Raw genomic sequence first — 23561 nt, forward strand, 5'->3', positions numbered from 1 at the left:
CACCGCGGGTGGAACTGGCGACCGAGCTGGTGGTCCGCGCGAGCACCGCGCCGCCGCGCCACGCATAACGGAACGTAACACTCCGGGGGTGTAAACGGCCTTTTTCGTCAAGGCCGTTGACACCCCCCTTTCATGCCCGTAACTTCCATGGCCATCTCTCACAGTTATCGGAAATTTTCCGGAAGGTGTGCCATGTCAGCCTCCGCTCGAGCCGTCATCTCCGTATCCGGCGCCTCGTCCTCCTCCTTCTCCCGCCGCCGGTTCCTGGGGACCGCGTCGGCGGTGGGCCTAGGGGCGGCCGGCCTGTCCGCCTGCTCGGACTCGGGGTCCACCACCGACAGCCAGGGCCGGACCGTCGTGGAATGGTGGAACATCCAGACCACGGAGCCGTCGAAGAGCGTCTGGGCCGAGCGGGCCAAGGCGTTCGAGGCCGCGCACCCCGATGTGCACATCAAGCTCGTCACGATGGAGAACGATGCCTACAAGTCGAAGATGACAGCGCTGACCAGTTCCGGAAAGCTGCCGGACATCTACCACACGTGGGGCGGCGGCGTTCTCAAGCAGCAGATCGACGCAGGTCTGGTGGAGGACCTCACGTCCTCCACCAGCTCCTTGACCGACACCCTCGTGCCGGCGTCGGTCAAGGCGTACCAGTTCGACGGGAAGACGTACGCCGTGCCCTTCGACATCGGCGCCGTCGGGTTCTGGTACAACAAGGCGCTGTTCGCCAAGGCCGGTATCGAGGCACCGCCCGCCACCTGGGTCGACTACCTCGACGCGGTCAGGAAGCTGAAGAGCGCCGGAATCACCCCCATCGCCCTCGCGGGCAAGGAGAAATGGCCCGGCATGTACTACTGGGCGTACCTGGCCATGCGGATCGCCGGGATCGACGGCATGCAGGCGGCCGCCGACGCCAAGGACTTCACCGGCGACGACTTCGTCAAGGCGGGTGAGCGCCTCAAGGAACTCGTCGCGCTCCAGCCGTTCCAGAAGGGCTTCCTCGGCGCCGCGTACTCCACGCCCACCGGCCAGGCGGCCGCGATGGGCAACGGCAAGGCGGCGATGGAGCTGATGGGTCAGTGGGCGCCCGTCGTCCAGGCCGACGCGGGCAAGGGCATCGGCAAGGATCTCGGATTCTTCCCGTTCCCCGCTGTCGCCGGCGGCAAGGGCGCGCAGACCGACGTGTTCGGCGGAGGCGGCGGCTACGCGGTGCGCAAGGGAGCGCCCAAGGCTGCCGTGGACTTCCTGAAGTTCTTCATGTCGGCCGAGTCCGACCGCGTTCTTGTGTCGAAGGGCTCGATGATGCCCGTCGTCGAGGACGCCACGAGCGCCCTGACCGATCCCAACCTCAAGCTCGTCTCCGACGCCCTCGGTAAGGCGACCGGCTTCCAGCTCTACCTCGACCAGGCGTACCCGCCCGCCGTCGGACAGGAGATCAACGACTCGGTGGCCGCCCTGATCGCCGGATCCAAGTCGCCCGAGCAGGTGGCCCGTTCGGTCACCCAGGTCGCGAAGAGCCAGTGACCGCCATGGCTTCCACGTACGTGAAGGACCCCGCGGCCGCCCCCGCTCCACCGAAGCAGCCGGACACCGGCGCGGGCCGGTCGCGGGCCCGTCGGATCGTCGACTGGCTGACCGCCTTCAGTTTCACCCTGCCCGCCCTGCTCCTGTTCGGCGTGCTCGTGCTCGCCCCGATCCTGTACGCCCTGTACGTCAGCCTGTTCAACTGGGGCGGCTTCGGCTCCCCTTCGGACTACGTGGGCCTCGACAACTACAGCCGGCTCCTGCGTGATCCGGTCTTCCTGGGCGACCTGTGGCGCGGGCTGCTGCTCGTGCTGTTCTCGGTGTGCGTGCAGCTGCCGTTCGCGCTCGGCATGGCCGTGCTGCTCAACCAGAAGCTGCGCGGCCGGGCCCTGTACCGGACCTTGTTCTTCGCCCCGTACGTCCTGTCCGAGGTCATCACCGGCGTCCTGTTCTCCATGATCTTCGCGCCGGGGGACGGGCTCGCCGACAACGTGCTCGGCTCGGTCGGCCTCGACGGCCTCGGCGGACTGTGGTTCGCCGACCAGGACCATGTGCTGCCGACCCTGTTCCTCGTCATGACGTGGAAGTACTTCGGCTTCCACATGATGCTGTACCTGGCCGGACTGCAGGGCATTCCCGCCGAACTGCACGAGGCGGCCCGCATCGACGGCGCGGGCCCCTGGCAGCGCTTCCGCCACATCACCCTGCCGCTGCTCGGGCCGACGGTCCGCATCAGCGTGTTCCTCTCCGTGATCGGCGCCATCCAGCTCTTCGACCTGGTGTGGGTGGTCACGCAGGGCGGCCCCGACCACCACTCCGAGACCATGGCCGTGACCATGTTCCAGTTCGGCTTCAAGCGCTTCGAGATCGGCTACGCCAGCGCGATCAGCATCGGCATGTTCCTCATCAGCCTCGTCTTCGCCCTCATCTACCAGCGCTCCGTGCTGCGTCGCGACACCGAAGGAGCCCTCACCACCATGCGAGCCTCCCGATGAGCGCGGGCACGCGCAGAAGGCTGCGCTCCGCACCGCTGTACGTGATCGTGTGGCTGGTCGGCGTCGTCATGGTCACGCCGCTGCTGTACGCGTTCGTGTCCGGGTTCAAGTCCACCGATCAGCTCTCCCGCAACACCTTCGGCCTGCCCTCGCCGTGGGTGACGTCCAACTACACCGATGTGCTCGCCTCCGGCTCGTTCTGGCGCATGCTGGGTTCGTCCACACTGATCGCGGTCGGAACGACCGTACTGACCGTGGGCACTGCGGCCCTCGCCGCCTTCGCACTGGCCCGATTCGCTTTCCGTGGCCGGGAGTTGCTCTTCACCCTCTTCACCGCGGGGCTGATGTTCCCGTTCGCCGTGGCGATCCTGCCGCTGTTCGTCCTGTTGCGCACCTTCGGGCTGCTCGACAACCCATGGGGCGTGATACTGCCGCAGGCGGCGTTCGGCCTGCCCATGACCGTCGTCATCCTGCGCGGCTTCTTCCGGGAGATCCCCGGAGAGCTCGAGGAGGCGGCCACCCTCGACGGCTGCTCGGCGTTCGGCTTCTTCTGGCGGATCCTGCTGCCCATGGCGCGGCCCGCCCTCGGCACCGTGTCGATCCTCGCCATCGTCGGAAGCTGGAACAACTTCCTTCTCCCGCTGCTGGTGTTCAGTGAGCAGACCTGGTGGACGATCCCCATCGGCGTCCAGCAGTTCCAGGGCCAGTACGCCACCGACATCGCCCGCGTCTTCGCCTATCTCGTCCTCGCCATGGTGCCGGCCCTCGCCTTCTACGCCGTCGCCGAACGGCAGTTGATCGGCGGCATCACGATGGGCGCCACCAAGGGCTGAGTCCCGCGCAGACCAACCCCTTACCAGCACCACACCTGAGGAGTTCCATGGTCGAGCCATGGCAGGACACCACCCTGCCCGCCCACGTCCGGGCGGCAGACCTGCTCGCCCGGATGACCACCGAGGAGAAGACCGCCCAGCTGTCCAGCGTCTGGATCGGTGCCGACACCGAGGGGGCCGACGTCGCACCCGGCCAGCACACCTACGCGGCCCGCAGCGCCGCCCTCGACGCGCTCCTTCCCTACGGCCTGGGCCAGCTCACCCGGCCCTTCGGCACCGTTCCCGTCGACCCCGCCGAGGGCGCCGCCCGCCTCGCCGAACTGCAACGCCTGATCCGCGCCGGCAACCGGTTCGCGCTGCCCGCGATCGCCCACGACGAGTGCCTGACCGGGTTCACCGCCTGGCAGGCCACCGTCTTCCCCACCCCGCTCGCCTGGGGCGCCACCTTCGACCCCGACCTGATCACCGAGATGGCCCGGGCGATCGGTACGTCGATGCGCGCCGTCGGCGTTCACCAGGGCCTCGCCCCGGTCCTGGACGTCGTCCGGGACCCGCGGTGGGGCCGCACCGAGGAGTGCATCGGCGAGGACCCGTACCTCGTCGGCACCATCGGTACCGCCTACGTGCGAGGCCTCGAGACCACCGGGATCGTCGCCACGCTCAAGCACTTCGCCGGGTACTCGGCCTCGCGCGCCGCCCGTAACCACGCGCCCGCCTCGCTCGGCCCGCGCGAACTCGCCGACGTGATCCTGCCGCCGTTCGAGATGGCGGTGCGCGACGGCGGCGCCCGGTCCGTGATGCCCGCCTACAACGACATCGACGGCCTTCCCGCCCACGCCCACACCCAGCTGCTCACCGGGCTCCTGCGCGAGCAGTGGGGGTTCACCGGCACCGTGGTCTCGGACTACTACGGCGTCTCGCTCCTGGAGGAAGCGCACCGGGTCGCCGACGGAGAGGAACAGGCCGCACGGCTCGCCATCGCGGCAGGGGTCGACGTGGAACTGCCGGCGGCCCGCTGCTTCAGCCCCGCGGACCCGCTCCCCGAGGACCTGCTCGACCGGGCCGCGCTGCGCGTCCTGACACAGAAGTGCGAACTGGGGCTGCTCGACCCCGACTGGGAGCCCGTCGCGGGTGGGGAGCCCGTCGACCTCAACCCCCCGCACATGCGGGACCTGGCACAGAAGGTCGCCGAGGAGTCGGTCGTCCTGCTCGCCAACGACTCCGGCGTGCTGCCGCTGCGCGACGGCCTGCGCATCGCGGTGCTCGGTCCGCTCGCCGACGAGCAGGCCGCGATGCTGGGCTGCTACACGTTTCCCCGGCACGTGGGCGTGCACCATCCCGAACTGCCGACCGGGGTCGAGGTGCCGACGCTCGCCGAGGCGCTGCGTGCCGAGCTGCCGGGCGCCGTGTTCGTCGACGATCCGGCGGCGGCCGAGGTCTGCCTGGCCGTGGTCGGGGACCGGTCGGGTCTGTTCGGGCGCGGCTCGTCGGGCGAGGGATGCGACGCAGAGGACTTGCAACTTCCCTACGGCCAGGCGGAGTTGCTGGATGAGGCACTGGCCTCCGGCGTGCCGGTCGTCATCGTCGTCCTCAGCGGAAGGCCCTACGCGCTCGGCCCCTGGGCCGAGCGGGCCGCCGCCGTGGTCCAGGCGTTCTTCCCCGGGCAGGAAGGCGGCGGCGCCGTCGCGGGCGTCCTGTCCGGGCGCGTCGAGCCGTCCGGACGGCTGCCGGTCGGCGTGCCGCGCACCCCCGGCGGCCAGCCCGCGCCCTACCTCGCCCCGCCGCTCGGCCGGCACGGCTTCCCCAGCACCGTGGACCCGACGCCCCTCTACCCCTTCGGGCACGGCCTGTCCTACACGACGTTCGCCTGGGACACCCCCCAGTGCAACGCCCCCGAACTGCCCACCGACGGCGAGACCACGCTGCGCCTCACCGTCCGCAACACCGGCGAGCGGCCCGGCACCGAGGTCGTCCAGCTCTACCTCCACGACCCCGTCGGCACCATCGCCCGCCCCGAGGTCCGGCTCGTCGGCTACGTCCGCGTCACGCTCGACGCCGGCGCGTCCGCCGAGGTCCACGCCACGTTCCCGGCCGACCTCGCCGCGTACACCGGCGCCGACGGCCGCCGCGTCGTCGAACCAGGCGCCCTCGAACTGCGCGTCGCGGCATCCAGCGAACACGTCCACCACACCGTGCCGCTCACCCTGACCGGCCCCGTACGCGAGGTCGGGCACGAGCGGCGGATGCGCTGCGAGCTTCGTGTGAAGTGACCCCACAGACCAGCTCGGCGCACAGCAACTGCACCGTCTCATTCCACAGTTGAGGAGATGCACCATGCGCACACCCGCACGCCGTTTCCGCGTCGGATCCGCCGCGCTCGCCGCGTCCGCGGCCCTGCTGCTCGGCCTCGCCGGAGCGCCCACCGCCCAGGCCGGCACCGACGGCGCGAAGGCGACGAAGACGCTGCACGAACTGGCCCGCGAGTCCGGTCGCTACTTCGGCGCCGCCGTCGACAACCCGGAGCTCGCCGACACCGAGTTCGCCGACCTGCTCGGCACCGAGTTCGGCCAGACGACCCCTGGCAACGGCATGAAGTGGTACGCCACGGAACCCCAGCGCGGTGTCTTCGACTTCACCGCGGGCGACGAGATCGTGAACTACGCCCGCGCGAACGGCCTGAAGGTCCGCGGGCACACTCTGCTGTGGCACTCCCAGCTCCCGGACTGGCTCACCTCCGGCACCTGGACCGCCGACGAACTGCGCTCCATCCTGAAGAATCACATCACGAAGGTGGTGAAGCACTACAAGGGCAAGGTCTTCGCGTGGGACGTCGCCAACGAGATCATGAACGAGGACGGCACCTACCGCGAGAACATCTTCTACAAGACCCTCGGCCCCGGCTACATCGCCGACGCCCTGCGCTGGGCCCGCGCCGCCGACCCCAAGGTCAAGCTGTACCTCAACGACTACAACGTCGAGGCCCTCGGCCCGAAGTCTGATGCGTACTACACCCTGATCAAGCGGCTCAAGACGGACCGGGTCCCGATCGACGGGTTCGGCCTGCAGGGCCATCTCGCCCTGCAGTACGGTTTTCCCGGCGGCCTGAAGGAGAACCTGCAGCGCTTCGCCGACCTCGGCGTCGACGTCGCCATCACCGAACTCGACATCCGCATGATCCTGCCCACCGACGAGACCAAGCTCGCAGAACAGGCCGACTGGTACGGGCAGGTGACCGACGCTTGCCTGGCCGTACGGCGCTGTGTGGGCATCACACTGTGGGGCTACACGGACCGGCACTCGTGGATCCCCGCGGTCTTTCCCGGTGAGGGAGCGGCCCTGCCCTGGGACGAGAACCTGAGGCACAAGCCCGCCTACGACGCGATCCGCAACGCGCTCACGGCGGCCGGGTCGTAGGCGTCAGGGCTGCTTCGCCCGGCCCGCCCGAACGTCACACGGGCCCGCGCCGAGTTCGCGGCGGCATGCCTGTCGGACGCCCGTAGGCGTCGCCGCCGGAGGTACGACACGACCGTGAGACCGGTCTCGGCGCGGATCACGCGCGCCAGGTGCGTGGTGGGAGATACCGCCGGCGGCGACGTCCGGCACGGAGCGCGGGTCGGCCAGGTGTTCCTCGGCATATGCCTGTGCGGCGGCACGTAGGAGTGTGGCCGCCCGGCTCCTCGCCTCTCGACAGCTCGCATCAGCGTCCTGCGTTCCACCGAGCATCAGCAGTCGCACACGACGGTGGCGGTCTTGGGCTGACCGTATGCGAGCCACGGGTCGTAGGGACGGCAGGCGGAGTTGACGTGGTCCCAGACGATGGGTGAGGGCTGCGACGGCGGGGGCCGGACCCATGCCCGACCCCCGCTCCACTGGGCAAATCGCCGACAGATGGTGGGCCATGCGGTGTGGGAAACCGGCGGCAGTCCCGGCAACGCACGGAGCTGCGCCCTCAGCCCTCAGACCGAGGAGCCGTGAGCGGGGCGTTCGATGGACACCGTGGGCAGCTTCCGGGCGAGCGGTGCGGGTAGCCACCAGGCCCACTTGCCGAGCATCTGCATGACGGCGGGGACGATGAGGCAGCGGATGACCACCGCGTCGAGCAGGATCGCGACGGCGAGGCCGAGTCCGAACTGCTGGAGCATGCGGTCGGAGCTGAGCACGAAGGCGGCGAAGACCACGATCATGATGGCGGCGGCCGCGGTGATCACCTTGCCGGTGGAGGCCAGTCCTTCGCGCACAGAGTGTGAGTGATCCTTGGTGCGTGTCCATTCTTCGTGGATGCGCGAGATGAGGAAAACCTCGTAGTCCATGGACAGGCCGAAGACGATCGCGAAGATCAGTGCGGGGATGAACGCTTCGACCGGTCCTGGCTGTGCTCCGAACCAGCCGTGCTGGAAGACCAGGGTGATCACTCCGAGTGCGGCGGAGATGGACAGCAGGTTCAGGACGGCCGCCTTGACGGGGACCCAGATCGAGCGGAAGACCAGCAGCAGGAGGAGTGAGGAGACGCCGACGACCACGGCGACGAACAGGGGCAGGCGGTTGGCGAGTGTTTCGGAGACGTCCTGCGATGCCGCGGTGGCGCCGCCGACCAGGATGTCCGCGCCGGTGTCGTGCTCCAGGGGCGGGGCCACGTCGTCGCGCAAGTGGTGTACGAGGTCGACGGTGCCTTCGTCCTGCGGGGACGTAGTCGGGTAGACGAACACGGTGGACAGAGCGCCGTCCTGGGAGGGCAGCGCGGGGCTGGCTTCGGCAACGCCCTCGGTCCTGGCCAGCGCGGTCCGGACCGTGCGTCCGGCAGCTTCGTCGCCCTTGACCAGGACGATCAGGGGTCCGTTGAAACCGGGGCCGAACCCTTCGGTGAGCAGGTCGTACGCCTGGCGTGAGGTGGTCTCCTCGGGGTCGTTGCCGGAGTCGGCGAAGCCCAGGCGCATACTCAGCGCGGGCGCCGACAGGGCCAGCAGGGCGATCGCACCCACCAGCAGGGTCGTGATCGGGCGGCGCTGCACGACGCGTGCCATCGCGCGCCAGCGGTTGCCTTCGGTCTTGCCCTTCTCGGCGGTCTTGGCCGCCTGCTTGCGGACATGGCGTTGGATGCGCTGACCGAACAGCGCCAGCAGCGCGGGCAGCAGCACCAGGGAGGCGGCCATGGTGATCAGTACGGTGATCGCCACAGCGAGGGCGATGCCCTGCAGAGAGCCCAGTCCGAGGGCGACCAGCCCCAGCAGGGCAACGATGACGGTGCAACCGGCGAAGAAGACGGTGCGGCCGGCGGAATCGAGGGCCCTGCGGCCTGCCTCGGCCGGCTGGACGCCGTTCAGGAGTTCTTGGCGGTAGCGGTAGAAGATCAGCAGGGCGTAGTCGACGCCGACACCGAGGCCGACCAGCATCAGGATCGGCGGGGTGAAGTCGGCGACCGTGAAGACGTGCGAGGCCAGGGCGATCAGGCCGATCGCACCGCCGACCGCGAACAGAGCGGTGATCAAGGGCAGGGAAGCGGCCAGCACGGAGCCGAAGAGGAGCACGAGGATGACCAGCGCGGCCACGATGCCGACGAGTTCGGCGGTGGGGCCTTCCTTGTCCTCCGCGTTGCGTGCGGCCTCGCCGCCGACCTCGACCTGGAGGTGGTCCGTCTCGATGCTCTGGGCCGTCTCGATGATCTTGGCGACGTCCTCCCTGGGGACCTCCTCGGTCTTGCCGTCCAGCGTGACGGACGCGTAGGCGATCGTGCCGTCCTTGGACACGGCCGAGGCATCGGCGAACGGGCTGCGCACATCGGCGACCCCTGCCAGGTGCTGCACCTGGTCCAGCATCGGCTCGACCGTGTCCTTGGCGCTCCTGACGCCGCTGGTGTCCTTGAACACGATCTCGACGCTGTCACCGGCCTGGTCGCTGCCGTGCTCCTTGAACAGGTCGGTCGCCGTCTGGGAATCGGTGCCTGGCAGGGAGAAGTCGTTTTTGTACGCGGAGCCGGCGGCCATGGAGCCGACGGTGATGGCGGCCACCACTGCCACCCAGAGCACGACCGCAGCCCAGCGATGGCGCTGTGCCCAGCCGGCCATGGCGCCGAACCGCCCCATGCGCGGAGGATCGGCCTGCTCGGGCGTCGGTGGGGCGAGGGACGCGGCTGAGCCGCGGGGGGAAGACACGATGCCTACCTCGAATTCGAGCGAGTGTTGCGTGGAGTGACAGCCGCGCCCACCACCGTGCCGGCCAGTGCAGACACCGTGATCGCCACCGCAGCGAAGACACCGTCGACCGTGATCGACAGCGTTACGGCGGCGGTGACCAGCACAATTCCGGCAGCGGCCCCCACGAGCGCCCCGACGAAGGCAGCGCTGATCCGTGGGGGAGTGACGGACGAAGGCATGCCCTCGATCGTGCAGGCACCCCAGCGCCTGGGGCGTCTGCCCACGGCTGACACTGGCCCGTACCCCAGCGGTGGTACGAACGGCCGCCGCGTACACCGGTGGATGTACTGCCGGAGCTTTCATGGCCATCCCCAGCAGACACCTTGGCGCGCAGAACGGGCATACGTTGCTGGGTGCACGCGCGGCGCACGCAGAATGAGGGGGTGCAACGTTTCGATCGGATCCGCTTCCGCTTGCTCGGCGGTCTCCGCGCAGACCTCCTGCTCGTTTCGGCCGTGCTGGTGCTGGCGGGTCTGGCCGAAGGGCAGCGACTGGGCCCCGACTGGCACGCGACACGTTCACTGGTCGCTTCCTGGCTGCTGGTCATGGCGGTGTGCGGCGCGCTGCTCCTGCGGCGCCGCCATCCGGTCGCGGTGGGCTGGTGCACGGTGGTGGGCACCGGCCTGTACTACCTGCTGAGCACCGTGGACGGCCCGCTGGTCCTGGTACCGATCGCGGCGCTGTACGCGCTCGCGTCGCAAGGTCGCCTCCAGGCAGCCGTCGCCATGGCCGCAGTGATGATCATCGGTGTCGGTGTCGGCGCCCTGTCAGGAACCAGCGACGTCAACGGGACGGCCGTGTTCATGCTGACCGGCTGGCTGGTCGCCATCCTGGCCTTGGGCGCCATGCGCCACGGACGGGCCGCCCACGTCGAGGAAGAGGCCCGCCTGCGAGCCACACAGGAGCGGCTGCGCATCGCCCGCGAACTGCATGACGTCATCGGCCACACTATGTCGATGATCAACGTGCAGGCGTCGGCCGCGCTGCACCGGCTGAAGAAGGATCCGAGCCAAGCCGAAGCCGCCCTGGCCGCGATCAAGGAGAGCAGCAAGGAGGGCCTGCGGGAACTGCGCACCACCCTCGGTGTACTGCGCCAGGTCGACGAAGAAGCACCCACCGCGCCGGCTCCCGGGCTCGCCAGGGTCGACGACCTGATCGCCTCCACCGAGCGGGCGGATCTCCAGGTACGGATCGAAAGGAACGCGCCACGGACCCGCCTGCCCGCCGCAGTCGACCTCGCTGCCTATCGCATCGTGCAGGAAGCCCTGACAAACGCTGTGAAGCACAGCAGCGCCCGCCACGTCACCATCCGGATTTCCCACGACAAGGAGCAGATCACGCTCTGGGTGGAGGACGACGGCCGCGGCGCCCCCACCGGCCGCACCGCCGCGCGTGGCAGCGGCATCGACGGAATGAGAGAGCGAGCGCGGGCGCTGGGCGGCACCCTGACCGCACAACAAGGTCCACACGGCGGCTTCCTCGTGCACGCACAGCTACCGTGTCCCGACCACGACGACCCACGAGCGGAGCGATAGATGATCAGAGTCCTGCTGGCAGATGACCAGCGACTCGTCCGGGCCGGGATCCGCTCGATCCTCGAAGACGAAGAGGACATCGAGGTGGTCGCCGAGGCCGCCGACGGGCAGGAGGCCATCTCCGCCTGTCGTGAACTGCAGCCCGACGTCGTGCTGATGGACATCCGCATGCCGGGCACGGACGGACTCGAGGCCGCCCGCGCCATCACCTCGGACGAGCGTCTGGCGACGGTGAAGGTGGTCATGCTGACAACCTTCGACCTCGACGACTACGTATACGGGGCACTACGCGCCGGAGCGACAGGCTTCCTGGTCAAGGACACCGAACCCGAGGAACTCCTGCACGCCGTGCGGGTGGCCAAACGCGGAGATGCGCTCATCAGCCCCGCCATCACCCGACGGCTCATCGCGGAATTCGCGCGCCGAAAGCCACACGCACCCAACCCGGACACACGACTGGATGTCCTTACCGGCCGTGAACGCGAAGTTATGCGACTGGTCGCCGCCGGTTGCACCAACGACGAAATCGCGGCGCGCCTGGTGGTCTCGCCCCTGACAGCAAAGACCCATGTCAGCCGCATCATGGCAAAACTCGGAGCACGGGACAGATCCCAAGTCGTCGTCCTCGCATACGAGTACGGAATGGTCAGCCCCGGCTGGCTGGCAGATTAGCCACCCGTACAACAGTTCTCCTGCCCGTCAGCAACTCGGCGCGCACACACCGGAACAAGCCGATCTGTACAAACGTCTAGTGGAAGGCGGGTTCGGCCACAACGTGAGACTGGAACAGGTACGCGTGCTGAAGCCGGAGGTCTGAACGTGATGTCGACCTTCGCGGTCCGTTGTGGTCGCCCGGAGTCGGATTCAGGGTGTTCCATGAGCTGGGATTGAGCATGTTGAGCGGGCCTGGGCGGGGGCCGTGAGTGTGGGGAGAATCGGCGGGTGCTGTCCTGCGGCGGGGTCTGACTCTTGAGATCTCTGACCGGGGTGTCTTGCTCACGCTGTGTCGACTGCCGGCCGGGGATGGTGCGTTGCCGGTACCGGATCGTCCGGGTGCGTCTCGATAGGGGCTTGCCGACCAGGGCGTCGTCACGGTTCTGACCGTCCGCGCGGTCCGGTGCCGGCTACGCGATGCGCCGTCGGGCCGGAGGGTGAACGAGCATGACCGGTACGTCCCCTGCCCCGCGTACCCGCCGACGCCGGCCGGCGGGGGAGGTGGTCCTCGGAGTGGACACGCACCGGGACACTCGTGTGGCTGTTGTGCTCTCCCTGGTGGGGGCAGTGGTCGGCACGGAGGTGTTCCCGGCCACCGCGGCTGGTTACCGTGAACTGCTGGAGTGGGTCAGGGGGCTGGGCACGGTGCGGCGGGCCGGAGTGGAGGGGACCGGCTCCTTCGGGGCGGTCCTGTCCCGCTACCTGCTGGCCCAGGGGGTGGACGTGTTCGACGTGAACCGGCCCGACCGGACCGACCGCTGTCGGCGCGGCAAGTCGGACTCGCTGGATGCCCAGAACGCGGCCCGGGCGGTGCTGAGCGGGTGGGCGCGGGCCCGGGCCAAGTCAGGCGATGGACCGGTGCAGATCGCCCGGATGTACAAACTCGCCAAGGGCTCGGCAGTCAAGGCCCGCGCCCAGGCGATCAACCAGCTCAAGGCCGTCCTGGTCAGTGCCGACCCGGACCTGCGGGAAGAACTGGCCGGGCTGAACAATGCAGAACTTTTCCGCCTCAATAAGTTCGGCGGCGACCGCGTCCAGGTGCTCGGGGGTGTGGACCGCGACGTCGGTGCCCTTGGGGAAGTGCTGCCGCAGCAGTCCGTTCGTGTTCTCGTTCGAGCCGCGCTGCCAGGGGTTGGCCGGGTCGCAGAAACAGACCGGGATGTCGGTGGCGACGGCGAAGGCGTGGTGGGCGGCCATCTCGGAGCCCTGGTCCCAGGTCAGTGACTTGACCAGGTGCCGCGGATGCGGGGCGACCGGCGGAGAAGCCGGTCATGACGCCTCGATAGATCGAATGGGACGCACTCGACCTTGATGCGGCCGAAGATCCCAGAGAGCTCTTCGGCTTGACGGACTGGCCTTCGGAAATCCAAAGGGGCTGTGGCCGCTTGCCTTCGCCGACCGGGGAGAGTACCTCTTCCTTCTCCTCGGCCAGCGAGCCCAGGAACAGCGACTGATCATCCACGACGGGGACGGCTACTGGTCCGCCTACCAGATGCCGTTCATCGAATGGCTCTACCGCTACCTCGTCGGCGAAGACGTGGCCGGCCCCAACAGCTCAGCGTTCTACCCCGGCCCCATCCAGCTGGAGTACCTTCCCATCTCTCGTACGTGTTGCATGCCGAGGCGCCGACGAATGCCACCCTCGCGCCACCAGGGCGCGGGCGGATGCCAGCCGACGGTGCGGTACGTCGGGTGGACGATGCGCCAGCCATCGACCCGGCCTTCAGTGTGTGGGCCGTTGAAGCATGGGTGGGCGCCGTAGTACGCCCGGGCGCAGCACGCGGGTGGCCTCGCGCAGGACGGCGGCGAAGTCGTCGACGTCGGTGGAGAGTCACGGAGCGGCGACAGTGGAGAACGCCGCGACGGCGAACGGCAGGACGGCGGCGTTGGCCTGGATCAGTGCCTCGCCGGGGGCGGTGCGCTGCCGGTCGAGGCGCAGCTGGTCCGCGGAGTAGTCGAGGCCGATGACGGTGCGTCCGGTGGTGCGTTGCGTCTGCAGGTTCTGTCCGGTCCCGCGGCTGAGGTCCAGACGCAGGCCGTCTCCGGTGCCCAGCAGATCCAGTAGGGGGTCGCGGTTGGCGTCGGTCGCGGCGGCGTTGTGCTGGTCGTACCAGCCGGCGAGGCCGTCATAGCGTGCGGCCCGTTCCCGTACAAGTGTCATGGCGAGGTTCCTCCTCTCGCTGCGCTTCACTGTTAGTTGGCGGAGAAGGCCCAAGCGGGGGTAGCCCATGGAAATCTGCCCGGTGACGGTCTCACCCAACAGGGGTCGGGGCTGCTTGCAGCTCGCGGTGACGATCCGGGCGGGTGCGGGCGGGCTCGTCGCTCGCTCCAGGTGTCTTCCGGCTCATGAGCTCATGTCGCACGGCATCACGCCCCGGTTCACTACGTGGTACCCGGAGCCGACGACTCCGCTGGGCAAGGCCAATCCGCAGGACGCCTGTCCTTTGGCGTCGGCCCGCACGGGGCTGGGTCGAACGTAGGACATGTGCGCTGCCGGCACGAACCCTGAGTGCACAGGATGTTGTCCGTGGGCGAACCGCCGGGGTTCTCAGTCAGGGTGGACCACACAGATCGAGCACTGGCGACGCAGTAGCGCCGCCCCCCGGCCCCTTCTGTTCGCAGACGAGCAAGCCATGGTGCGCTGGAAGTCAGGCCACCTTCAAACCCGCCAAATAGCGTCAGGTCGGGCGGGAACATCCGCTACGGACATCGCACTCGTCTCGCGGGCGGCAGGGAGCATTCGCTCACCCCGAGGCCTGCGAGACCGACGTGCGGCTGGAGTGCCAGTTGGACTGCCGGACCTGTCACGACCGTTCGGGGGGTCGCGTCCAGACGCGGGTGTGCGCGCCTCGGGCAGCAGCCGGGACATTGCCGCGGGGCGGGAATAGCGCGATGTAGTTCAAGGTTCAACCACGCGTTCGTGATCGACCACATGCGGAGACGGTCCGCCGGACGTCTTCCACTTGGTCGGCATCAGCCGAGCTCTCCCCATCCGGGCGGGGCGCGGTGTCCACCGAGCAGCACAGCACGTCGACAACATGTAGAACACATAAGGGAATCAGAGGTTTGATCCATGACCAACCCCGTCAAGTTGGCCGTCATCTACTACTCTTCGACAGGCTTCAGTGCCGAGATCGCCAAGGAGATATCCGTCGCCGCTGAGAAGGCCGGAGCCGAGGTGCGTCTGCTCAAGGCAGCCGAGCTCGCGCCGGAGGCGGCCATCGCGTCGAACGAGGCCTGGGCCGCGCATGCCGCGGCCAGCGCCGGTATCCCGGTTGCCACCCCTGCGGACGTCGAGTGGGCTGACGCCGTGATCTTCGGTACCCCGACCCGCTTCGGCAACATCTCCTCGCAGCTCAAGCAGTTCATCGACACCCTTGGTGGCCTGTGGGCCCAGGGCAAGCTGGCCGACAAGGTCTACAGCGGTTTCGTGACCACAGCTACCACCCACGGCGGCCAGGAGTCGACGCTGCTCGCCCTCTACAACTCGATCCACCACTTCGGTGGTCTCGTGGTCTCGCCCGGCTACACCGACCCGGTGAAGTTCATCGACGGCAACCCGTACGGCACCTCCCATGTCGACGCCCAGGGCAACAACCCTGTCAGCGACCAGACCCGCAACGCTGCCCGCCACCAAGCCGAGCGCGTCGTCCAGGTCGCGGCTGCCCTGCGCAACGGCCGCGCAGCCTGACCCATCCTCGCCGGTGCGCCCACGGCGGGCACCCCGCTTCGTGGGCGCACCGGCTCCGGCGACGCCGCCTCGTAGCACCGACGCTCACCGGTCTCACCTCCACGTCTCCCAACAACTGGCTCTTTGAGAAGGACCGCTGATCAGAATGAGCACCAAGCCGACCGACACCGACCTCGAGTGGACCGAGCTGGACCGACGGGCCGTCGACACCGCCCGGGTACTGGCCATGGATGCCGTGCAGAAGGTCGGCAACGGCCATCCGGGCACCGCCATGAGCCTGGCGCCCGCCGCGTACCTGCTGTTCCAGAAGCTGATGACGCACGATCCGTCGGATCCGCACTGGGTCGGCAGGGACCGCTTCGTCCTCTCCCCGGGCCATACCTCGCTGACCCTCTACAACCAGCTGTTCCTGTCGGGTTACGGGTTGGAGCTGGATGATCTGAAGGCGTTCCGCACCTCGGGCTCCAGGACTCCGGGCCACCCGGAGTACGGCCACACGGCCGGCGTCGAGACGACCACGGGACCGCTCGGCCAGGGCATCGCCAACGCCGTCGGCATGGCGATGGCCGCCCGCTTCGAGCGCGGTCTGTTCGAGCCGGACGCCCCTGCCGGTGAATCGGTGTTCGACCACACCATCTGGGCCATCGTGGGCGACGGCGACCTGGAGGAAGGCATTTCCGCCGAGGCGTCATCCTTTGCCGGCCACCAGAAGCTGGGCAACCTGATCGTTTTGTACGACGACAATCACATCTCCATCGAGGGCGACACCGCGACCGCCTTCTCCGAGGATGTCCTCAAGCGCTACGAGGCCTATGGCTGGCATGTCCAGCGCATCGAGCAGGCCGAGAACGGCGACTTCGATGTGCACGCGCTGTACGCGGCCTTCCGCGCCGCCCAAGCCGTCACGGACCGCCCGTCGATCATCGCCGCCCGCACCGTCATCGCTTGGCCCGCCCCCAACGCCCAGAACACCGAGGCCGCGCACGGCTCGGCGCTTGGTGACGCCGAGGTCGCCGCCACCAAGCAGGTGCTGGGCTTCGACCCCGACAAGACCTTCGACGTAGCCGACGAGGTACTGGCGCACGCCCGCAGGGCCGTCGACCGGGGCCGCGAGGCGCACGCGCAGTGGGCCAAGCGGTTCGAGGAGTGGCGCACGGCCAATCCTGAGCGCGCCGCCGAGTTCGACCGCATCCAGGCGGGCGAGCTGCCCGCGGGCTGGGAAGACGCGCTGCCGGTCTTCGAGACCGGCAAGGGCGTGGCGACCCGCGCGGCCTCCGGCAAGGTGCTGCAGGCGCTCGGCGCGGTCATCCCCGAGCTGTGGGGCGGCTCGGCCGACCTGGCGGGCTCCAACAACACCACGATTGACGCCACGTCGTCCTTCCTCCCGGACGGCAATCCGCTGCCGGAGGCGGATCCGTACGGCCGCACAGTCCACTTCGGGATCCGTGAGCACGCCATGGGCGCGGCCATGAACGGCATCGCGCTGCACGGCAACACCCGTATCTACGGTGGCACGTTCCTCGTCTTCTCGGACTACATGCGGCCCGCCGTGCGCTTGGCCGCGCTGATGAAGCTGCCGGTCACGTATGTGTGGACGCACGACTCCATCGGCCTGGGGGAGGACGGCCCCACCCACCAACCCGTCGAGCACCTGGCCAGCCTGCGCGCCATCCCGGGCCTGAACGTCATCCGCCCGGCGGACGCCAACGAGACCGCCATCGCGTGGGCCGAGATCGTCAAGCGCCACGCCATAGACCCCGCGCCGCACGCGCTGGCGCTGACTCGCCAGGGCGTCCCCACGTACGAGCCCAACGCCGATGCCGCACGAGGCGGTTACGTCCTCTTCGAAGCGGCAGGCGGCAAGCCGCAGGTGATCCTGCTCGCCACCGGCTCCGAGGTGCAGCTGGCCGTCGACGCCCGCGAGCAGCTGCAGGCCGACGGCATCCCCACCCGCGTGGTGTCCATGCCGTCCGTGGAGTGGTTCGAGCAGCAGGACCGCGCCTACCGGGACAGCGTGCTGCCCCCGGCGGTCACCGCCCGCGTCGCCGTCGAAGCCGGTATCGGCCTGACCTGGCACCGCTACGTCGGCGATGCCGGCCGCATCGTCTCTCTCGAGCACTTCGGGGCCAGCGCCGACGCGAAGACTCTCTTCAGCGAGTTCGGCTTCACCGCCGACGCGGTCGCCGCGGCTGCCCGCGCTGCCCTCGACTCACGTTTCGGCACCGACACCGTGTCCCTCTGAGCGACGCGCCATCACTTCTCCCAGGAGACGTAGTCCCATGTCCCATGCACTCAAGCGCCTCTCCGACGAAGGCGTCTCGATCTGGCTCGACGACCTGTCCCGGGGGCGGATCGCCTCCGGCAACCTCGCCGAACTCATCGATGAGGAGCACGTGGTGGGTGTCACCACCAACCCGTCGATCTTCCAGAAGGCCATCAGCGGTGGATGGGGTTCTCCCCGCTCGACCAGGCCGGAGGCTGCGGAAAGCTACGAACAGCAGCTCGCCGACCTCGCCGCCCGTGGCGTCACCGTCGACGAGGCGATCCGCATGATCACCATCGCGGATGTGCGGAGCGCCGCAGACATCCTGCGCCCCGTGTACGAGTCGTCCGGAGGCCGGGACGGCCGGGTCTCTATCGAGGTCGACCCGCGCCTGGCGCACAACACCGCCGCCACGGTCGCCGAGGCAGAACAGCTCGCCTGGCTCGTCGATCGCGACAACGTCCTCATCAAGATCCCGGCCACCGAGGCCGGTCTCGCGGCCCTCACCGAGGTGACGGCCAGGGGTATCAGCGTCAATGTCACGCTGATCTTCTCCCTCGCCCGCTACCGCGAGGCCATGGACGCCTACCTGTCCGGGCTGGAGAAGGCCCGAGCGGCCGGCCTGGACCTGTCGGCCATCCACTCGGTGGCCTCCTTCTTCGTCTCCCGTGTGGACACGGAGATCGACGAGCGCCTGGACAAGATCGGCGGCGAGAAGGCCCGGTCCCTCAAGGGCAAGGCAGCCCTGGCCAACGCCCGCCTCGCCTACCAGGCGTACGAGGACGTGTTCGGCTCTGCCGACAAGTCGATACGGCCCTCCGACCGGTGGGCCGCCCTGGCACAGGCCGGCGCCAACACGCAGCGCCCGCTGTGGGCCTCCACCGGCGTGAAGGACCCCGCCTACCCGGACACCCTCTACGTCACCGGACTGGTCGCCCCCGGCATCGTCAACACCATGCCGGAGGGCACGCTCCTGGCCACCGCCGACCACGGCGAGATCACCGGAAACACCATCACCGGTACCTACGCCCAGGCCCGCGCCGATCTCGATGCCATTGCCGCCCTCGGTATTCGGTACGACGACGTGGTCCAACTGCTGGAGGACGAGGGCGTGGCGAAGTTCGAGCAGGCGTGGAGCGACCTGATGACCGCAACTGCCGTCGAGATCAAGCGCCTCGCGCGCGAGGAGGTCTGACGCGATGTCGGAGATCAGCGGCTGGGTGAACCCGCTGCGTGACCCCCAGGACCGGCGGCTCCCGCGTATCGCGGGCCCCTCCGGACTCGTCATCTTCGGCGTCACCGGCGACCTGTCCCGCAAGAAGCTGATGCCCGCCGTGTACGACCTGGCCAACCGCGGGCTGCTGCCGCCGGGCTTCTCGCTCATCGGGTTCGCACGGCGCGACTGGGAGAACGAGGATTTCGCGCAGATCGTCCACGACTCGGTCAAGGAGCATTCCCGTACGCCGTTCCGCGAGGAGATCTGGCAGCAGCTCGCAGACGGAATGCGGTTCATTCCCGGTGAGTTCGACGACGACGAGGCGTTCAGGAGGCTCCGCGAGACCGTCGACGAACTCGACGCCGCACGCGGTACGAGCGGCAATTTCGCGTTCTACCTTTCTGTACCGCCGAAGTTCTTCCCCAAGGTCGTCCAGCAGCTGAAGAAGCACGGTCTGTCGGACGCGCCCGAGGGGTCCTGGCGGCGGGCTGTCATCGAGAAGCCCTTCGGCCACGACCTTGGCTCCGCGCAGGAGTTGAATCAGGTCGTCCACGAGGTCTTCGCACCCGATCAGGTCTTCCGGATCGACCACTACCTGGGCAAGGAGACCGTCCAGAACATCCTGGCGCTCCGGTTCGCCAACACCATGTTCGAGCCGATCTGGAACCGGTCCTACGTCGACCACGTACAGATCACCATGGCCGAGGACATCGGCATCGGGGGCCGGGCCGGATACTACGACGGCATCGGCTCGGCGCGCGACGTCATCCAGAACCACCTCCTGCAGCTTCTGGCGCTGACGGCCATGGAGGAACCCGGCGCCTTCGACGCTGAATCCCTCGTCGCCGAGAAGCTCAAGGTCCTCAAGGCCGTCAAGGTCCCCGCAGACCTGGGCAGGGACACCGTGCGCGGCCAGTACGCGGCCGGCTGGCAGGGCGGTGAGAAGGTCGTCGGCTATCTCCAGGAAGACGGCATCGACCCGCAGTCGAAGACCGACACCTATGCCGCGGTCAAGCTGGAGGTCGACAACCGCCGCTGGGCCGGGGTGCCGTTCTACCTGCGCACCGGCAAGCGGCTCGGCCGCCGGGTCACCGAGATCGCCGTCGTCTTCCAGCGCGCCCCGCACTCGCCCTTCGACCGCACGGCCACGGAAGAGCTGAGCCAGAACGCGCTCGTGATCCGCGTCCAGCCGGACGAGGGTGTCACGGTCCGCTTCGGTTCCAAGGTGCCCGGCACCTCGATGGAGATCCGGGACGTGACCATGGACTTCGCCTACGGCGAGTCCTTCACCGAGTCCAGCCCCGAGGCGTACGAGCGCCTGATCCTCGACGTGCTGCTGGGCGACGCCAACCTCTTCCCGCGCACGGAGGAAGTCGAGGAGTCCTGGAGGATCCTCGACCCGATCGAGGACCACTGGGACCGCCACGGCAGGCCCGAGCAGTACACCGCCGGGACCTGGGGTCCCAAGGCGGCCGACAAGATGCTCGCACGAGACGGACGGAGCTGGCGGCGGCCATGAACACCGACCTGACCAACACCACATCCAGCAGGATCAATTCAGCTCTGGTGCAGGCACGCAGGGCCGCGGGCAGCCCCGCCGTCGGCATGGTGCTGACGCTGGTCATCGTCACCGACGAAGCCAACCACTACGACGCCCTCAAGGCCGCCGGCGACGCCTCCCGGGAGCATCCCGCCCGCATCCTGGTGGTCATCAAGCGATCCGGCCGCTCCCCGCGCGACCGCGGGACCGCCCGCCTCGACGCCGAGGTGCGGGTCGGCGGCGACAGCGGGTCCGGCGAGACAGTACTGCTCCGGCTGCACGGCGAACTGGCCGACCACGCCGACTCCGTGGTGCTGCCGCTGCTGCTGCCCGACGCTCCCGTGGTGGTCTGGTGGCCGGTCGACGCCCCGGCCGACCCGGCCCAGGACCCTCTCGGCGCGCTCGCCCAGCGCCGGATCACGGACAGTTACGCGGTCGAGCAGCCACTGCGCGAACTTGCGGTCCGTGCCACCTCCTACGCACCCGGCGACACCGATCTGGCCTGGACCCGGCTCACCCCATGGCGCTCCATGCTCGCCGCCGCACTCGACCAGGCCCGGACGGCCATCACCTCCGCCGTCGTGGAGAGCGAAGCCGACAATCCCAGCGCCGAGCTGCTGGCCGGCTGGTTCGCCGACCGGCTGAAGGTGCCGGTCGAGCAGGTCGTCACGAACGGACCGGTGGTCACCGCCGTACGACTGCATACCGCGGACGGCGAGATCCACATCGACCGACCCGACGGCCCACTGGCCAGTTTGGCCATTCCCGGCCAGCCCACGCGGACTCTCGCTCTGAAGGTCCGCACCACCGCTGAACTCATCGCCGAGGAGCTGCGTCGACTCGACCCCGACGAGGCGTACGCCGCTGCGCTCCGCGCCAGGGCCACCTCACCCGCCCCGGAGATCCGGGCGAAGGTGACCCCGCCGGCGGAGATACGCAAGAACCAGGAGCACGAACATGTCTGACACCGCCCGCCTCGACCAGCTGCCCGAGTGGATCGAACTCGCCAAGCACCGTGCCGAGTTCGGTGACCTCCACCTGCGTGAGCTGTTCGCCTGGGATCCCGGACGGGCGGAGCTGTTCACCGTCCGCGTCGGCGATCTGCTGATCGACTACTCCAAGCACTTGATCACCGACGAGACGCTGGCGCTGCTCCAGGACCTGGCGAAGGCACGCGGCGTGACCGCCCTGCGCGACGCGATGTTCCGGGGCGAGAAGATCAATGTCACCGAGCAGCGCGCGGTACTGCACACCGCCCTGCGCGCACCGCGCGACGCCGTGATCGAGGTCGACGGCGAGAACGTCGTCCCGGCCGTGCACGCCGTGCTGGACAGGATGAGCGCTTTCGCGGAGCAGGTCCGCTCCGGCGCCTGGACCGGCCACACCGGCGAGCGCATCAGGACCGTCGTGAACATCGGCATCGGCGGCTCGGACCTGGGCCCCGCCATGGCATACGAGGCCCTGCGCCCCTACACCGCACATGACCTCGACTTCCGCTTCGTCTCCAATGTGGACGGCGCGGATCTGCACGAGGCAGTGCGCGATCTGGACCCGGCCCAGACGCTGTTCATCGTCGCGTCCAAGACCTTCACCACCATCGAGACCATCACCAATGCGACATCCGCGCGCAGTTGGCTGCTCGCCGGACTGGGCGCCGGCGACGAAGCCGTCGCGAAGCACTTCGTCGCCCTGTCGACGAACTCCGCCAAGGTCTCCGAGTTCGGCATCGACACGGCCAACATGTTCGAGTTCTGGGACTGGGTCGGCGGCCGCTACTCGTACCCCTCCGCCATCGGCCTGTCCCTGATGATCGCCATCGGCCCGGAGAAGTTCCGCGAGATGCTGGACGGTTTCCGGCTGGTCGACGAGCACTTCCGCACGGCGCCACCGGAGGCCAACGCTCCGCTGCTGCTCGGTCTGCTGGGCGTCTGGTACGGCTCGTTCTTCGACGCGCAGTCGCACGCCGTGCTGCCGTACAGCCACTATCTGTCGAAGTTCACGGCGTACTTGCAGCAGCTCGACATGGAGTCCAACGGCAAGTCCGTGGACCGGCACGGCAATCCGGTGGGCTGGCAGACCGGCCCGGTCGTCTGGGGCACCCCCGGGACCAACGGACAGCACGCCTACTACCAGCTGATCCACCAGGGCACGAAAGTCATCCCGGCGGATCTCATCGGCTTCGCCGCGCCGGTCGAGGAGCTCAGCCAGGAGCTCAAGGACCAGCACGACCTGCTGATGGCCAACCTCTTCGCCCAGGGGCAGGCCCTCGCCTTCGGCAGGACCAGCGACGAGGTGCGCGCCGAGGGCACAGCGGAGGAGCAGGTCCCGCACCGCACCTTCCCCGGCAACAAGCCCACCACGACGATCCTGGCCACCTCCCTCACACCGTCGGTGCTGGGCCAGCTCATCGCGCTGTACGAACACAAGGTGTTCGTCCAGGGCGCGATCTGGGACATCGACTCCTTCGACCAATGGGGCGTCGAACTCGGCAAGGTCCTCGCCAAGCGCATCGAGCCCGCCCTCACCGAAGGAGGCCAGGTGCCCGGCCTGGACGCCTCCACGACCGCCCTGGTCGCCGCCTACCGCTCCCTGAGAGGCCGCTGATGCGCGTCTACCTCGGCTCCGACCACGCCGGATACCTGATGAAGGCGGCGCTCGTCCCCCGGCTCATGCAACTGGGCCACGAGCCGGTGGACGTCGGGCCGCACACCTACCGGGAGGGCGACGACTATCCGCCGTACGTCCTGGAGACCGGCCTCCGTGTCGTCGCCGACCCGGGCAGCCTCGGCGTCGTCATCGGCGGTTCCGGCAACGGCGAAGCGATCGCCGCGAACAAGGTCGACGGGATCAGAGCCGCTCTGGCCTGGAACGAGGAGACCGCGCGGCTCGGACGCGAACACAACAACGCCAACATCCTCAGCATCGGCGCCCGGATGCACTCCGTCATGGAGGCCACGCACCTCGTGGAGGTCTTCCTGAAGACCCCGTTCAGCGAGGATCCGCGCCACATCCGCCGCATCGGGATGCTCACCGACTACGAACAGCAAAGGATGCACTGA

At 68.8% G+C, this 23561-nt stretch carries 17 protein-coding genes and 2 pseudogenes; 15 read left to right on the forward strand and 4 right to left on the reverse strand.

The features are described from left to right. Window positions 1-192: 192 nt before the first annotated feature. From ACTWQJ_RS11485 to ACTWQJ_RS11505, 5 genes are all read left to right on the forward strand, one after another. Complete coding sequence (locus ACTWQJ_RS11485) at window positions 193-1524, forward strand: extracellular solute-binding protein (protein WP_443306529.1); 1332 nt, start codon at window positions 193-195, stop codon at window positions 1522-1524. A gap of 5 nt (window positions 1525-1529) precedes the next feature. After that, window positions 1530-2519: a carbohydrate ABC transporter permease gene (locus ACTWQJ_RS11490; protein WP_443306530.1), complete on the forward strand. Its 990-nt coding sequence runs from the start codon at window positions 1530-1532 to the stop codon at window positions 2517-2519. Further along, window positions 2516-3352, forward strand: a complete 837-nt coding sequence (locus tag ACTWQJ_RS11495; RefSeq protein ID WP_443306531.1) for a carbohydrate ABC transporter permease — start codon at window positions 2516-2518, stop codon at window positions 3350-3352. Before ACTWQJ_RS11490 ends, ACTWQJ_RS11495 begins: the two co-directional genes overlap by 4 nt. A gap of 47 nt (window positions 3353-3399) precedes the next feature. After that, complete coding sequence (locus ACTWQJ_RS11500; protein ID WP_443306532.1) at window positions 3400-5622, forward strand: glycoside hydrolase family 3 N-terminal domain-containing protein; 2223 nt, start codon at window positions 3400-3402, stop codon at window positions 5620-5622. A gap of 64 nt (window positions 5623-5686) precedes the next feature. Continuing rightward, window positions 5687-6766, forward strand: coding sequence for an endo-1,4-beta-xylanase (locus tag ACTWQJ_RS11505; protein ID WP_443306533.1), 1080 nt, complete (start codon window positions 5687-5689; stop codon window positions 6764-6766). Window positions 6767-7308: 542 nt separating this feature from the next. On the opposite strand, the gene ACTWQJ_RS11510 is transcribed toward ACTWQJ_RS11505, so the two are convergent. Both ACTWQJ_RS11510 and ACTWQJ_RS11515 read right to left on the reverse strand, forming a co-directional pair. Further along, window positions 7309-9432, reverse strand: a complete 2124-nt coding sequence (locus ACTWQJ_RS11510; protein WP_443306551.1) for an MMPL family transporter — start codon at window positions 9430-9432, stop codon at window positions 7309-7311. A 74-nt stretch (window positions 9433-9506) separates the two neighbouring features. Continuing rightward, window positions 9507-9722, reverse strand: a complete 216-nt coding sequence (locus ACTWQJ_RS11515) for a hypothetical protein (protein WP_443306534.1) — start codon at window positions 9720-9722, stop codon at window positions 9507-9509. Between the two features lie 99 nt (window positions 9723-9821). On the opposite strand from ACTWQJ_RS11515, the gene ACTWQJ_RS11520 reads away from it, so the two are divergent. The 3 genes and pseudogenes from ACTWQJ_RS11520 to ACTWQJ_RS11530 all read left to right on the forward strand — a co-directional run. After that, the gene (locus ACTWQJ_RS11520) at window positions 9822-11078 is read left to right on the forward strand and encodes a sensor histidine kinase (RefSeq protein ID WP_443306535.1); all 1257 of its coding nucleotides are present in this window, start codon (window positions 9822-9824) and stop codon (window positions 11076-11078) included. Beyond that, window positions 11079-11750, forward strand: coding sequence for a response regulator (locus tag ACTWQJ_RS11525; RefSeq protein ID WP_443306537.1), 672 nt, complete (start codon window positions 11079-11081; stop codon window positions 11748-11750). A gap of 489 nt (window positions 11751-12239) precedes the next feature. Further along, window positions 12240-12731, forward strand: a pseudogene (locus tag ACTWQJ_RS11530) (IS110 family transposase); the annotation flags it as partial. 75 nt (window positions 12732-12806) lie between these two features. Here ACTWQJ_RS11530 and ACTWQJ_RS11535 read toward each other — a convergent pair. Both ACTWQJ_RS11535 and ACTWQJ_RS11540 read right to left on the reverse strand, forming a co-directional pair. After that, window positions 12807-13034: pseudogene (locus tag ACTWQJ_RS11535) on the reverse strand (IS30 family transposase); the annotation flags it as partial. A gap of 589 nt (window positions 13035-13623) precedes the next feature. Beyond that, entirely contained in the window at window positions 13624-13953 is a 330-nt protein-coding gene (locus ACTWQJ_RS11540) for a class I SAM-dependent methyltransferase (RefSeq protein WP_443306538.1), read from the reverse strand. 912 nt (window positions 13954-14865) lie between these two features. Between ACTWQJ_RS11540 and wrbA the strand changes: the two genes are divergently transcribed. From wrbA to ACTWQJ_RS11575, 7 genes are all read left to right on the forward strand, one after another. Then, window positions 14866-15483 (forward strand): NAD(P)H:quinone oxidoreductase, encoded by a 618-nt coding sequence (gene wrbA, locus ACTWQJ_RS11545; RefSeq protein ID WP_443306539.1) that lies wholly within the window; start codon window positions 14866-14868, stop codon window positions 15481-15483. Between the two features lie 145 nt (window positions 15484-15628). After that, complete coding sequence (gene tkt / locus ACTWQJ_RS11550) at window positions 15629-17725, forward strand: transketolase (RefSeq protein WP_443306540.1); 2097 nt, start codon at window positions 15629-15631, stop codon at window positions 17723-17725. Between the two features lie 37 nt (window positions 17726-17762). Further along, a complete protein-coding gene (tal, locus tag ACTWQJ_RS11555) occupies window positions 17763-18941 on the forward strand; it encodes a transaldolase (RefSeq protein ID WP_443306541.1) in 1179 nt (392 codons plus the stop codon). A gap of 4 nt (window positions 18942-18945) precedes the next feature. After that, window positions 18946-20481, forward strand: coding sequence for a glucose-6-phosphate dehydrogenase (gene zwf / locus ACTWQJ_RS11560; RefSeq protein ID WP_443306542.1), 1536 nt, complete (start codon window positions 18946-18948; stop codon window positions 20479-20481). Continuing rightward, the gene (gene opcA / locus ACTWQJ_RS11565) at window positions 20478-21467 is read left to right on the forward strand and encodes a glucose-6-phosphate dehydrogenase assembly protein OpcA (RefSeq protein ID WP_443306543.1); all 990 of its coding nucleotides are present in this window, start codon (window positions 20478-20480) and stop codon (window positions 21465-21467) included. The genes zwf and opcA overlap by 4 nt, the downstream gene beginning before the upstream one ends. Beyond that, window positions 21460-23106 carry a glucose-6-phosphate isomerase gene (gene pgi / locus ACTWQJ_RS11570; protein WP_443306544.1) on the forward strand — a complete coding sequence of 549 codons (1647 nt, stop codon included), beginning with the start codon at window positions 21460-21462 and terminating at the stop codon, window positions 23104-23106. The genes opcA and pgi overlap by 8 nt, the downstream gene beginning before the upstream one ends. Beyond that, entirely contained in the window at window positions 23106-23561 is a 456-nt protein-coding gene (locus ACTWQJ_RS11575) for a ribose-5-phosphate isomerase (RefSeq protein WP_443306545.1), read from the forward strand. Before pgi ends, ACTWQJ_RS11575 begins: the two co-directional genes overlap by 1 nt.

The sequence above is a fragment of the Streptomyces sp. KR55 genome (genome assembly GCF_052245645.1).
GTDB lineage: Bacteria > Actinomycetota > Actinomycetes > Streptomycetales > Streptomycetaceae > Streptomyces > Streptomyces flavusporus.